We start from the raw sequence: 13,531 nt of genomic DNA, 5'->3' as shown, positions 1-13,531 counted from the left end.
GGGCGTGAAGAGCCCGAGACGGTCTGCTGCCCGCGTCGCGACGACAGTTCTCGCAGCCGGCGTGCTGCTCGCGCTTGCCGCGTGCACGCCGGATGCGCCCGGGCCGAGCGCCTCCGCGACGCCGACCGCCAGCTACGCCTCGGGGTACCAGACCCCCGCGCCGACGGTGCTGCTGCCGTTGCGCGGGTCGATCGTCGCGGCCGGAACGGCGCAGAACCCCTCGCTCGCGGCCAAGATCGACAACCATGAGGAAGCGCGGCCCCAGATCGGTCTGGAGCGCACCGACATCGTGTTCGAGGAGCTCGTCGAGGGCGGCCTGACGCGCTACGTCGCCATCTGGCAGTCCGACATCCCCGACCTGATCGGCCCGGTGCGGTCGATCCGCCCGATGGACCCCGACATCCTGTCGCCCTTCGGCGGCATCGTGGCCTACTCCGGCGGCCAGCAGCAGTTCGTCGACATGATGAAGGCCACGCCGGTCTACAACGCCATCCACGGCCAGAGCGACACCGACTCCACCTTCTACCGGATGGACGGCCGCACGAGCCCGCACGACGTCGTGGTCAAGGCCTCGGAGCTCGTCTCGCAGCACCTCGATCTCGCGCCTCCGCAGCAGCAGTTCGCCTACTCCTTCGACACCGCCACCTCGACCGCGGTCGTCGAGGGCACCCCCACCGCCTCGGTGCAGATCGTCTATTCGGATGCGCGGTACCCGGGCTGGGCCTGGGATGCGGCATCCGGCACCTTCCTGCGCAGCCAGGAGGGCTCGCCCGACCTCGATTCGAACGGGGCGCAGCTCTCGGCGGTGAACGTGCTGACCCTGCGGGTGAACGAGGTCTACAACTACGACGCCGAGGTTCCGCAGGCGGTGCTGGTGGCCTCGGGGGAGGCCACGATCTCCACCGGTGGCAAGACCGTGCACGGCACGTGGTCGAAGGATTCGGCGACCTCGCCCATCCGGGTGGTCGACGATCTGGGCGCGACCGTGCGGCTCGCCCCGGGCAACACCTGGGTGCAGCTCGTGCCCGACTCCGGCAGCGTCACGGTGGTGCCCGCGGCCTGACCGCGCTCATTCGCGCCGCTCGCGGTGGCGCGTGGCTGTCGACCGCCTGTGCTCACTTGCACTCGGACAGGGCGAGTGCCAAGATTGCTTTAGCACTCATGAAGTCTGAGTGCTAACCACCTGAATCTTTGAACGACGTCCAGGGAGGACGAGAAACACACATGGCAAAGATCATTGCTTTCGATGAAGAGGCCCGCCGCGGCCTCGAGCGCGGATTGAACATCCTCGCCGACGCCGTCAAGGTGACGCTGGGCCCGCGTGGCCGCAACGTCGTGCTGGAGAAGAAGTGGGGCGCCCCCACGATCACCAACGACGGCGTGTCCATCGCCAAGGAGATCGAGCTCGACGACCCCTACGAGAAGATCGGCGCCGAGCTGGTCAAGGAGGTCGCCAAGAAGACCGACGACGTCGCGGGTGACGGAACCACCACCGCCACCGTGCTCGCCCAGGCCCTGGTCAAGGAAGGCCTCCGCAACGTGGCCGCCGGCGCCGACCCGATCTCGCTCAAGAAGGGCATCGAGAAGGCCGTCGCGGCCGTCTCCGCCGAGCTGATCAAGAACGCCAAGGAGATCGAGACCAAGGAAGAGATCGCGGCCACCGCATCCATCTCCGCGGCCGACCCCGAGATCGGCGCCATCATCGCCGAGGCCATCGACAAGGTGGGCAAGGAAGGCGTCGTCACCGTCGAGGAGTCGAACACTTTCGGCACCGAGCTCGAGCTCACCGAGGGCATGCGCTTCGACAAGGGCTACCTGTCGGCGTACTTCGTGACCGACCCCGAGCGCCAGGAAGCGGTCTTCGAAGACCCCTACATCCTGATCGTCAACTCGAAGGTCTCGAACATCAAGGACCTGCTGCCGATCGTCGACAAGGTCATCCAGACCGGCAAGCAGCTCCTCATCATCGCCGAGGACGTCGACGGAGAGGCGCTCGCGACTCTGGTCGTGAACAAGATCCGCGGCATCTTCAAGTCGGTCGCCGTCAAGGCTCCCGGCTTCGGCGACCGTCGCAAGGCGCAGCTGCAGGACATCGCGATCCTCACCGGCGGCCAGGTCATCTCCGAGGAGGTCGGCCTCAAGCTCGAGAACGTCACCCTCGACCTGCTCGGTCAGGCCCGCAAGGTGGTCATCACCAAGGACGAGACCACCATCGTCGAGGGCGCCGGCGACACCGACGCCATCGCCGGTCGCGTGGCGCAGATCCGTGCCGAGATCGAGAACACCGACAGCGACTACGACCGCGAGAAGCTCCAGGAGCGCCTCGCGAAGCTCGCCGGCGGTGTGGCGGTCATCAAGGCCGGTGCAGCCACCGAGGTCGAGCTGAAGGAGCGCAAGCACCGCATCGAAGACGCCGTGCGCAACGCCAAGGCAGCCGTCGAAGAGGGCATCGTCGCCGGTGGTGGCGTGGCCCTCATCCAGGCCGGCAAGACCGCGTTCGCGAACCTGAACCTCGTCGGTGACGAGGCCACGGGCGCGAACATCGTCAAGGTCGCCATCGAGGCTCCGCTGAAGCAGATCGCGTTCAACGCCGGTCTCGAGCCCGGAGTCGTCGCCGCCAAGGTGCGCGACCTCGACTACGGCTGGGGCCTCAACGCCGCGACCGGTGAGTACGTCGACCTTCTGGCCGCCGGCATCATCGACCCGGCCAAGGTCACCCGCTCGGCGCTGCAGAACGCAGCCTCGATCGCCGGCCTGTTCCTGACGACCGAGGTCGTCGTGGCCGACAAGCCCGAGCGCAACCCGGCCCCGGCCGGCGACCCCACGGGTGGCATGGACTTCTAGTCCGAACTTCCCGCGGCTCGCACCGCATCACGCCAAGGGCGGTCCCTCCGGGGGCCGCCCTTCGGCGTTCATGGCCGCCGGAGGCACCTTCACCGGTATTCTCCACTTCATGGAGGACGTGCGTGTCGAGCTGTCTCGGTCTGCGTCGTGGCCACTGTTCGATTCGGCCGGTGCGTTCGGTGAGGCCTCGATACTGTCCGTCTCGGCGATTCGTCAGCCGGATCAGGCCACTTTCGAGGACGCCCATCGGCGGTGTGTGGCCTGGCTCGCTCATGCCTTGGAAGCCGTAGTGCCTTCAGCGGAACCGGATGTGCTCACCATCGTCTGGGTGGAACGCGAAGCCCGCTCGGACGCGGCGCGAGCACGCATTGCGCGGATCGGGCCGTGGGGCGATGTCGCATCGCGATTCGCTCTACCCGCGGGGGAGCGGATGGTCGGTACGAGCCAGACGCAGGAAGGAATTCGTTTCGTCGGCGGCATCCGCTCCGCTCGATCGGAGCTGTCGCGCAGTCTCGAGCTCTCCCGCTACTCGGATGCGGCAACGATCATCGACACGGGCGCTGCGGGTGTCATCGAAGAGATCGTCCTCGGTGCGTCCTGGTCGCGGCCGGTTGGTGCGGGCTGCGTCTCACGATCGAGAAGTCGCGAATGGCCGCTCTTCGGCGGGAACAGGGGCCATTTGCGACCGGTAGATGGGCCTCAGATGCGGGGGGCGTCGGGGACGGGCTTGGTCGGCGGGGGCGTGGGCGCGGCGCCGACGGGCATGAGGGGGAGAGAGACGCGGAAGGTGGCGCCGCCGCCGGGGGTCTCGAGGGCTTCGACGGTGCCGTGGTGGGCGGCGACGATCGAGGAGACGATCGCGAGGCCGAGGCCCGAGCCGCCGGTCTCGCGAGTTCGCGAGGAGTCGGCGCGCCAGAAGCGCTGGAAGATCTTCTCGCGGATCTGCGGGGGGATGCCGTCGCCGTGGTCGATGATGTCGACGGTCGCGAGCTGGGCGGCCTGGTCGACCTGCACCGAGAGTTCGATCGGGCTGTCGGCGTCGGTGAAGCGCAGGGCGTTGCCGATGAGATTGGTGAGCACCTGCCGGATCTTGTTCTCCTCGGCGAGCACGATCGGCCGAAGCTCGACCGGCTGCAGCCCCGCAGCCTCGGCCGGTGCGGACTGAGGCGCCGGAGCGGGCGTGCGCCGCGAGGCACCGAATCCGCGGCCGGCCGCGGAGCGGGCCACCGGACCGGTCGCGGGCGCTGCGGTGGAGTCGAACTCGGTGATGGGGCCCGTCTCCGTGCCGTCGCCGGCCGCGCGGGGGCGCCGCCGGAGGCGGGCGAGCGCGCTGTTGGCGAAGGTGATCGGGCGGGTGGACGTGCTCGGCTTCTCGGACGCCGCCGACCCGGAGTCGGCCGCATCCGTCGCCGTGCCGTCGAGGGCCGGCGCGAAGGTGACCGAGGACGGACCGTGCGGGGTGATGACCGAGACGACGCGGCCCGGGCTCGCGGCCCGCGCATCCATCGCCGCATCGAGGGTGAGGGGGACGAGGTCGACCGGGGCCAGCTGCAACGGCCGGGTCTCGTCGAGGCGCGCGAGCTCGAGCAGGTCTTCGACCAGCGTGCCCATGCGGATCGCCTCCTTCTCGATGCGGTCCATCGCCTGCGCCACGTCCTCGGGAGTCTGCAGTGCGCCCATGCGGTAGAGCTCCGCGTAGCCGCGCACCGAGACGAGCGGGGTGCGCAGTTCGTGCGAGGCGTCACCCACGAAGCGGCGCATCTGGTCGATGGTGCGCGCGCGGTCGGCGAAAGCGCTGTCGATGCGCGAGAGCATCGTGTTGAGCGAGCGGTTGAGGCGGCCGACCTCGGTGTTCGGCGTCGCATCCGACATGCGCCGGCTGAAGTCGCCGCCGTCGGCGATCGCGGCCGCCGTGCGCTCCACCTCCCGCAGCGGGCCGAAGGTGGAGGTGACGAGCAGGCGTGTGAGCATGGCGCCGAGGATGACGACACCCACGCCGAAGGCCAGGAAGATCGAGAGGTAGGTGGCGGTGGTCTTCTCGGTCTCGGCGAGCGATTTGGCGATCACCACGTTGCCGAGGTTGCCGGAGCCGCCGAAGAGATAGACCGTGGTGGCCACGGCGTGCCACTGCGTGCGGCCGTCGGCCGACTCCACGCTGAAGACTTTGCCGCCCAGCGCGTTCGCGGTCTCCAGCGAGACCTTCACCGAGGGCATCGCCTGCGTGTCGTCGCCCGACCAGTTGCTCACGAGCAGGTTGCCCGAGGCGTCGAGCAGGCCCACGAAGTAGTCGGTGGGGGCCGAGGTGATGTCCTGGATGCGGAACGAGTCGGGCGCCGCGTCAGGCCCGAGGAACGGCGACGGGTCTTTCGCCGCCGTGTCGAGCTGGCTGTCGACCTGCTGCAGCAGGTAGGTGCGCAGCACGATCATCGTGCCCACGCCCGAGACCACGAGCCCGAAGGTGAGCATGAGCACCGTGACACCGGTGATCTTGCTGCGGAGCGAGATCGCGTTCCACTGCTTCAGGATGGCGTTGAGCATGAGGAGAGAAGGCTATCGCGCCGCCGGCGCGGCAAGCTCAGGCTTTGCTGACCTTGAGCATGTAGCCGAAGCCGCGCTTGGTCTGGATGAGCGACTCCTCCGTGTGGGCGTCGAGCTTGCGGCGCAGGTAGGAGATGTAGCTCTCCACGATGCCGGCGTCGCCGTTGAAGTCGTACTCCCAGACGTGGTCGAGGATCTGCGCCTTCGAGAGCACGCGGTTCGGGTTCAGCATGAGGTAGCGCAGCAGCTTGAACTCCGTGGGGGAGAGCTCGATGGCGGCGTCGCCGACGAAGACCTCGTGGGTGTCCTGGTCCATGGTGAGGTCGCCGGCGCGGATGATGGCGTCTTCGTCGGCCTGCATGGTGCGACGCAGGATGGCCTTGATGCGCGCCACGATCTCGTCGAGGCTGAACGGCTTGGTGACGTAGTCGTCGCCGCCCACGGTGAGGCCCGTGATCTTGTCCTCGGTGTCGTCTTTCGCCGTGAGGAAGAGGATGGGGGCGGTGTAGCCCGCCGCGCGCAGCCGCTTGGTGACGCCGAAGCCGTTCATGTCGGGCAGCATCACGTCGAGGATGATGAGGTCGGGCTCCTCCTCGAGAACGGCGGAGATGGTCTGGGCGCCGTTGGAGACGGCACGCACCGCGAAGCCGGCGAAGCGCAGGCTCGTGGTGAGGAGGTCGCGGATGTTCGGTTCGTCGTCGACGATGAGGATGCGGGGGCCGGTCATGAGCTTATTCTCTGCGGATTCGCTGAGCGAAAGCTGGGAGCATCTGGGGCGCTAGGCGGCGATCGTATCGGCGTCGACGATGGTGTACGCGTAGCCCTGTTCGGCGAGGAAGCGCTGCCGGTTCTGCGCGAACTCCTGGTCGACCGTGTCGCGCGCGACGAGCGTGTAGAAGCTCGCCGGCAGTCCCGACTCCTTGGGCCGCAGCAGCCGGCCGAGCCGCTGGGCCTCCTCCTGCCGTGAGCCGAACGAGCCCGAGACCTGGATGGCCACGCTCGCCTCGGGCAGGTCGATGGAGAAGTTCGCGACCTTCGACACCACCAGGATGAGCTCCTCGCCGTCACGGAAGGCCTGGAACAGGCGTTCCCGCTCCGCGACCGGCGTCGCCCCCGTGATCTGCGGGGCGCCGAGCTCGCGCGAGAGCTCGTCGAGCTGGTCGAGGTACTGCCCGATCACCAGGATTCGCTCGCCGCGGTGACGTTCGATCAGCGCGCGCGTCGCATCCAGCTTCACCGGCGCGGTGGCCGCCAGCCGGTAGCGCTCGTCGTCGGAGGCGGCGGCATAGGTCATGCGCTCGCTGAACGGCAGGTCGACGCGCACCTCGTAGCAGTTGGCCGGCGAGATGTAGCCCTGGGCCTCGATCTCCTTCCAGGGGGCGTCGAAGCGCTTCGGGCCGATGAGGCTGAACACGTCGGCCTCGCGCCCGTCTTCGCGCACGAGGGTGGCCGTGAGGCCGAGACGGCGGCGGGCCTGCAGATCGGCGGTGAGCTTGAACACCGGCGCGGGCAGGAGGTGCACCTCGTCGTAGACCACGAGGCCCCAGTCGAGCGCGTCGAGCAGCTCGAGGTGGGCGTAGTTGCCCTTCCGCTTCGAGGTGAGGATCTGGTAGGTCGCGATGGTGACGGGCTTGATCTCCTTCACCAGCCCCGAGTACTCGCCGATCTCGTCTTCGGTGAGGGTGGTGCGCTTCAGCAGCTCGCTCCGCCACTGCCGCGCTGAGACGGTGTTGGTGACCAGGATGAGCGTGTTGGTCTTGACGGTGGCCATCGCCCCGGCGCCCACCAGGGTCTTGCCCGCACCGCAGGGGAGGACCACGACGCCGGAGCCGTGCTCGAAGAAGCTGTCGACCGCCTTCTGCTGGTAGTCGCGCAGGTGCCAGCCGCTCTCGTCGAGATCGATCTCGTGCGGGGTGCCGGGCGTGAAGCCGGCCAGGTCGTCGGCCGGCCAGCCGAGCTTGATGAGCTCCTGCTTGAGCTGTCCGCGGGCCCAGGGCTCGATGCTCCAGGTGTTCGCGTCGAGACGCTGGGTGAGCAGCGGGCCCACCTTCTTGCCGCGGGTGATCTCGGCGAGCACAGCCGGGTCGGTCGACTTCAGCAGCAGAGGCCCTTCCGCCTGGCGCTCGATCACGAGCTTGCCGTAGCGGTCGATCGTCTCCACCACCTCGACGGAGACCGACTGCGGCACGGCGTACTTCGAGAAACGGTCCAGCGTGGCGAGGATCTCGTCGGCCGTGTGACCGGCGGCCCGCGCGTTCCAGAGGCCGAGCCGGGTGATGCGGTAGGTGTGCACGTGCTCGGGCGCGCGCTCGAGCTCGGCGAACACCGCGAGCTCGTGGCGGGCGGTCTCCGCGGCCGGATGTGCCACCTCGAGCAGCACGGTGCGGTCGCTTTGAACGATGAGAGGGCCGTCTGGCATAGCTGCCAAGTCTAGGCGCTGACCCTGGGCATCCGGTCGGTGCGGGGGTTCAGGCCGCAGTGACGGCCACGATGTTCGCCACGGGCACCGTGCGCTCGACCCCGGCGCGCACGTCGACGCAGCGGAGGCGGCCGTTCTGGAGGCTCAGCGGGGTGACCTGGAGCTGGGTCGTGCTGTCGTCGGGCATCCGCACGTCGATGGTCATCGGGGTGCGGCTGCGCACGGCCTTGTCGAGCAGGCGCGTCATCCAGGCTGTGGAGTCGTCGGACGACTGCTCCGAGGCCGAGCGCAGCCGGAGCACCAGTTCGGACACCGCATCCGCCCTCGTCTCCGCCGGCCCGGGGCGCGCCGGTGCGGCGATCCGGCTGCGACGCATCACGAGCTCGTCGCCGTTGACGTCTTCGGCGAGCACGGGGTAGCGGGCGTCGGCGAGCATCCAGTAGACGGTCGTGGCGTCCACGCGGCTCCAGAGGGCTCCGTCGCCCTCGTATCGGAGCCCCAGCGGGCTCAGCGACTGGTCGACCGCGATCGCGCCGAGCAGCGCCGCGTCGGTGGTGTGCACGATGGTGCGCGGGCCGCGGTCGGGATCGTCGAAGCGGCGCACGCGCACGAGTCCGTGCCGGCGGCCGCCCTCGCCGATCAGATAGTCGACGGCTTGGGGGAGCCCGGTGAGCGAGATCTCGCCGAGGAAGGCCCGCAACGACAGCTCGGTCTCGCCCGAGGCGAGCGCCCGGTCGATGCTCTGCTGCGAGATGCGGAAGGCCGAGGCGACGCCGCGGGTCTCGATGTCGGCCAGCTTGCGGAGCCGCGAATCGATGGTGGGGGAGAGGGGGCCGGGTGCGATCACCGAGAGGTCGTGCTGGAGGTAGACCTGGCCCACCTCGGCGGGGAGCTCGCCGTCGAGGGGGATGGCCGCGGCTTCCGCGGGTGCCGGGTCGAGCGCGGCGCGGCCGAAGGCGGAGGGGCGGCCGTCGATCGCGGCGCCGAGCAGGGCGGCGACGCGATCGAGGTGGTCGAGACGCTCGGTCATGGCCGCATCGGCGGCCGGGAACGCCGCCGCGAAGGCGGAGCGGAGGCTCGCGCCGCTCGACCACTCGGGCGCTGCTGAGCCGAGAGCCAGGCGATACGGCGCCTCCTGCTCGGAGAGCCAGTTGCGCGCGAGCTCGAGCCAGCGCCGGCCGGGCGAGTGCCGGTTCCAGGCATCCGCCGCCGTCGTGGAGACCAGGATGTCGCCGTCGACCGTCACCAGGCGCGCCGCCGTGGCGAGCTCGATGAGGGCTCCGACGTCGACGGGGTCCACGCCCAGCACGACGGCGAGCCTCTTGTCGTCGGTGGCCGAGACGCCGCCGCGGGCGCGGATGCGCAGGGGCGCCATCCGCAGCTGCTGCACGAGCTCCGAGACCGCGGAGAGCACGGTGAACGCGCGCTCCGCTGCGGCCGCGCGATCGACGCCGGCCGGCCGGGCATCCGGTTCCGTGCCGCCGGGGCGCACCGGGTCCGCGGGTGCGTCGCGCAGCACGGCGGCGGCGGTCGCGGCGACGGACTCGTAGACGGCCGTGCCGTCGGGCGTGGGATGCGCCAGGGCCGCATCGGAGAGCCCGGCGGCATCGCGGGGCTCGGCGCCGGTGCCCGCGCCGGCGAGGAACTCGAGGGTGGAGCGGTCGATCGCGCGGAGGGCGAGCCGCACCGAGGAGGGTTCGAGCAGGGCGTCGGCCAGGTCGAAGAAGTCGCGCACGTCTCGTGTGGCGACCTGTCGTCTCACCAGGAGCTCGGTGAGCGCCCCGTCATCGAGGGCGCCGAGCCGGCGGGCGAGGGTGAGCGAATCGCTCATCGACTCCCGCGAGCGTCGCGCAGGCGTTTGCGGATGTTGATGACGAGCAGCACCATCATCAGCACCAGACCGATCGGCAGGCCGATCAGGGGGAGCAGGAAGACCGTGGGCCAGATCCCGCCGCTGAAGTCACGCACTCCGACTCCCGTGGCGACGAGGATCGCGAGGAATGCCAGGATCGAGAGCCCGATCGTCGCGAAAACCATGAAGGTGAGCGTGCGCTCAGCGCCGCCCACCGGAGTCTTGTCACCATCAGTCACATCGATAAGGATACGTCCACCGGTAGGCTGGGCAGTGGCCACGAGCGGTATTCGGGCCGATTACACGAGGAGATTCACGATGCCAACCGGCAAGGTCAAGTTCTACGACGACGAGAAGGGCTTCGGCTTCATCAGTTCCGATGACGGTCAAGAAGTCTTCCTGCACGCGTCAGCCCTGCCAGCCGGTGCGTCGGTGAAGGCCGGCACGAAGCTCGAGTTCGGCATCGCCGACGGCAAGCGCGGCGCGCAGGCCCTCTCCGTGCGGGTGCTCGAGGCCCCGCCGAGCCTGGTGAAGCTCACGCGCAAGCCGGCCGACGACATGGCGGTGATCGTCGAAGACCTCGTGAAGGTGCTCGACTCCATCGGCGGCAACCTCAAGCGCGGCCGCTACCCCGACAACGCCCACAGCCGCAAGATCGCGGCCCTGCTGCGCAAGGTCGCCGACGAGCTGGACGCCTAGTGCCGTCTGACGAGACGCCCACCGGCCCGACGCCTGTCGAGCCCGGGAGCGAGACCGCCGGCACGGCCGCGGAGGCGTCCGAGCCCGTCGAGGGTGTCGAGGTCGAGGTCGAGGTCGCCGATGTCGAGCTGATCGAAGTGGTCGAGCTCGACGCCGACGACCAGGTGATCGACGTGATCGAGGTGGTGGAGCTCGCGGTGGAGAAGCCGGCACCCGTCACCGACGAGGTTCTGCTGGCCGCGGTCGACGTGGCGCGCGCCGCGCTGCAGGAGATCACCCCGGCGGCGACCATCGGCGACGTCGTCGGCTCGATCGCCGAAGACGACCACGTGCTCAGCCTGCTGTTCGACTCGAAGCTGCCGGGCTACCCGGGCTGGCGCTGGACGGTGACGCTCTCGCGCATCGACGAGCAGTCGGAGCCCTCGGTGCTCGAGGTGGAGATGCTGCCCGGTCCGGATGCGCTCATCGCGCCCGACTGGCTGCCCTGGTCGGAGCGGCTCGCCGAGTACCAGCTCGCCCAGGAGCTCGCGGCCGCGACGGCCGGCGACGAGGAGGAGTCCGACGACGACTTCGATGACGACGACTCCGAGCACGACGACGAAGATGACGACGACGAGGATGACGCCGAGGGCGATCTCGACGACGCCGACGATCTCGACGACGACGGTCTGGACCTCGACGACACCGACCTCGACGACCATGTCATCGACGACGACGAACTCGCGGCCGGAGCTCACGACTCCGACGACGAGGACGAGGACGAGGACTCCGATGACGAGGACGACTCGGAGGATGAGGACGACTCGGACGACGAGAGCACTGACGACGACGATCCCCACTCGGAAGGCCGCTGGGACGACCGCTGACGTCGGATGCGTGCGGAGTCCCTGCCCGCATCGGCGGCCCTGGTCGACCCGCGCCGGGCGCGCATCCGGCTCCGCGCCTGGTGAGCACGACGCGCATCCGGTCTGAACACGAGAAGAGCGAGGAGCGGAACCCCCTGTGGGTTCGCTCCTCGCTCTTTCTCGTGCGGCTCCTGTCGAAGCCGGGAGTTCAGGCGCCGATGTTCTCCACGACGTACTCGATCGACGAGATGAGCTGGCGCACGTCGGACGGCTCGATCGCCACGAAGGTCGCCACGCGCAACTGGTTGCGGCCGAGCTTGCGGTAGGGCTCCGTGTCGACAATGCCGTTCTGGCGCAGCGTCTTGGCGACGGCCGCCGCGTCGATCTCGTCGTCGAAATCGATCGTCACGACGACCTGCGAGCGGTGCTCCGGGTTCGCCACGAACGGGCGGGCGTAGGAGACCGACTCGGCCCAGTCGTAGAGCGCCGACGACGACTCGGTCGTGCGCGCCGAGGCCCACGGCAGGCCGCCGTTGTCGTTGATCCAGCGCACCTGGTCGTCGAGCAGCACCAGCGTGGTGATCGCCGGGGTGTTGAGCGTCTGGTTGAGGCGTGAGTTGTCCACCGCGTTCTTCAGGCTAAGGAACTCGGGGATGTAGCGACCGGATGCGGCCACCCGCTCCACGCGCTCGATCGCGGCCGGCGAGAACAGGCCGATCCACAGGCCGCCGTCGGAGGCGAAGTTCTTCTGCGGGGCGAAGTAGTAGACGTCGGCCTCGGCCGCGTCGAAGTCGATGCCGCCGGCGGCGCTCGTGGCGTCGACCACCGTGAGGGCGCCCTCGTCGCCGTGCACGCGGTTCACCGGGGCCATCACGCCGGTGCTCGTCTCGTTGTGCGGCCAGGCGTAGACGTCGACGCCCTCGAGTACCTCGATCTCGCCGCGGGTGCCCGCCTCCGTCTTCACGACGTGGGGCGCCTCGAGCCAGGGGGCTCCGGCGGCCGCGGCGAACTTCGAACCGAACTCGCCGAAGGAGAGGTTCTCGGCGCGCTTCTCGATCAGGCCGAAGGATGCGGCATCCCAGAACGCGGTCGACCCGCCGTTTCCGAGCACCACCTCGTAGCCCTCGGGAAGCGTGAAGAGCGAGGAGAGACCCTCGCGCACGGAGCCGACGAGGTTCTTCACGGGCGCCTGGCGGTGGCTGGTTCCGAGCAGCGAGGCGCCGCGCGTGAGCAGGTCTTCGAGCTGGGCCGGCCGAACCTTGGAGGGGCCGCAGCCGAAACGGCCGTCCACGGGAAGTCGGTCGGTGGGAATCTGGATCTCCGGCATGAAGTCCATAGTATCGACGCGGCTGAAGCCCTGCTGTCAGCGCAGAACACTAGGCTGAGTGAGGTACACCTCACAAGCCGTAGGAGCATTCGTTGGCAGATCTCATCGACACGACCGAGATGTATCTCCGTACGATCCTCGAGCTCGAGGAGGAGAACATCAATCCTCTTCGCGCGCGCATCTCCGAACGCCTCGGGCACTCCGGACCCACCGTGTCGCAGACCGTCGGCCGCATGGAGCGCGACGGCCTCGTGGTGGTCTCGCTCGACCGGCACCTCGAGCTCACCGAGGTGGGTCGCAAGAAGGCCATCTCGGTGATGCGCAAGCACCGGCTCGCCGAGCGCCTGCTGAGCGACGTGATCGGGCTCGAGTGGGAGCTCGTGCACGACGAGGCATGCCGCTGGGAGCATGTGATGAGCGAGCAGGTGGAGCGGCGCATCCTCGACATGCTCGACCACCCCACGGAGTCGCCCTATGGCAATCCGATTCCCGGGCTCGACGCCTTCGGCGACGCGGCATCGGTGCCGTTCACCCGCGGAGTCGTGAACATCGTGACGCTCGTGCACGGGGCCGTCGGTCCGCAGACCAAGACCATCCGGCGGCTCGGCGAACCGGCTCAGGTCGACCCCGAACTGCTGCTCCAGTTGAAGCAGGCGGGCGTGGTCCCGGGCAACACCGCGGCCTTCACTGCGGTCGGCTCCTACGTTCTCGTCGAGGTTGAAGGTTTCGGTGAGGGGCTGGAACTCCCCAACGAGGTCGCAAGCCATATATTCGTTGGCATCTAGTCGGGGAATCGTTCCCGAGCGTTACGGAATTGTTAAAAAAGGCCCCGTCCAAAGTGACAAACGCCAGGTCCTCCCGTATTCTCTAACGAGTTCGTCGGCCAACCTAGGGCCGCGAACGCGGGCCAAGACACCTCGATTCCCGTCTCTTGGTCGCTGACGACGCACGCAATTCGGTGTGGACGGGAGCAGTGCCCTAGCTGCGAGAGGTGCCGGAGGATTTGA

11 protein-coding genes are annotated in these 13,531 nt (G+C 68.9%); 5 read left to right on the top strand and 6 right to left on the bottom strand.

The genetic code is table 11. The features are described 5' to 3' along the window. Positions 1-4 precede the first annotated feature (4 nt). Both VD659_RS11030 and groL read left to right on the top strand, forming a co-directional pair. On the top strand, positions 5-1,063 hold the full coding sequence (locus tag VD659_RS11030; protein WP_423261148.1) for a DUF3048 domain-containing protein: 1,059 nt from the start codon (positions 5-7) through the stop codon (positions 1,061-1,063). Positions 1,064-1,224: 161 nt separating this feature from the next. Further along, positions 1,225-2,844 (top strand): chaperonin GroEL, encoded by a 1,620-nt coding sequence (gene groL / locus VD659_RS11025; RefSeq protein ID WP_137838702.1) that lies wholly within the window; start codon positions 1,225-1,227, stop codon positions 2,842-2,844. Between the two features lie 699 nt (positions 2,845-3,543). On the opposite strand, the gene VD659_RS11020 is transcribed toward groL, so the two are convergent. From VD659_RS11020 to VD659_RS11000, 5 genes are read right to left on the bottom strand one after another with little or no spacing between them, the layout of a single operon-like run. After that, positions 3,544-5,382: an ATP-binding protein gene (locus VD659_RS11020; RefSeq protein WP_423261147.1), complete on the bottom strand. Its 1,839-nt coding sequence runs from the start codon at positions 5,380-5,382 to the stop codon at positions 3,544-3,546. A gap of 37 nt (positions 5,383-5,419) precedes the next feature. Continuing rightward, positions 5,420-6,109, bottom strand: coding sequence for a response regulator transcription factor (locus tag VD659_RS11015; RefSeq protein ID WP_137835824.1), 690 nt, complete (start codon positions 6,107-6,109; stop codon positions 5,420-5,422). Between the two features lie 51 nt (positions 6,110-6,160). Continuing rightward, positions 6,161-7,801, bottom strand: coding sequence for a DNA repair helicase XPB (locus VD659_RS11010; RefSeq protein WP_423261146.1), 1,641 nt, complete (start codon positions 7,799-7,801; stop codon positions 6,161-6,163). Positions 7,802-7,850: 49 nt separating this feature from the next. Next, positions 7,851-9,632, bottom strand: coding sequence for a helicase-associated domain-containing protein (locus VD659_RS11005; RefSeq protein WP_423261145.1), 1,782 nt, complete (start codon positions 9,630-9,632; stop codon positions 7,851-7,853). Continuing rightward, positions 9,629-9,892 (bottom strand): hypothetical protein, encoded by a 264-nt coding sequence (locus VD659_RS11000; protein ID WP_423261144.1) that lies wholly within the window; start codon positions 9,890-9,892, stop codon positions 9,629-9,631. The genes VD659_RS11005 and VD659_RS11000 overlap by 4 nt, the downstream gene beginning before the upstream one ends. A 79-nt stretch (positions 9,893-9,971) precedes the next feature. Between VD659_RS11000 and VD659_RS10995 the strand changes: the two genes are divergently transcribed. Both VD659_RS10995 and VD659_RS10990 read left to right on the top strand, forming a co-directional pair. After that, positions 9,972-10,352, top strand: coding sequence for a cold-shock protein (locus tag VD659_RS10995; RefSeq protein WP_423261143.1), 381 nt, complete (start codon positions 9,972-9,974; stop codon positions 10,350-10,352). Then, positions 10,352-11,218 (top strand): DUF3027 domain-containing protein, encoded by an 867-nt coding sequence (locus VD659_RS10990; protein ID WP_423261142.1) that lies wholly within the window; start codon positions 10,352-10,354, stop codon positions 11,216-11,218. Before VD659_RS10995 ends, VD659_RS10990 begins: the two co-directional genes overlap by 1 nt. Positions 11,219-11,405: 187 nt before the next feature. Here VD659_RS10990 and serC read toward each other — a convergent pair whose 3' ends face one another. Next, the gene (gene serC, locus VD659_RS10985; RefSeq protein WP_423261141.1) at positions 11,406-12,524 is read right to left on the bottom strand and encodes a phosphoserine transaminase; all 1,119 of its coding nucleotides are present in this window, start codon (positions 12,522-12,524) and stop codon (positions 11,406-11,408) included. A 92-nt stretch (positions 12,525-12,616) separates the two neighbouring features. On the opposite strand from serC, the gene VD659_RS10980 reads away from it, so the two are divergent. Further along, positions 12,617-13,309: a metal-dependent transcriptional regulator gene (locus VD659_RS10980; protein ID WP_137835830.1), complete on the top strand. Its 693-nt coding sequence runs from the start codon at positions 12,617-12,619 to the stop codon at positions 13,307-13,309. Positions 13,310-13,531: the final 222 nt, after the last annotated feature.

The organism is Herbiconiux sp. 11R-BC, assembly GCF_049472555.1.
GTDB lineage: Bacteria > Actinomycetota > Actinomycetes > Actinomycetales > Microbacteriaceae > Herbiconiux.
Note: the sequence above shows the minus strand (reverse complement) of the source record. Positions and strands in the feature narration are given on the sequence as shown.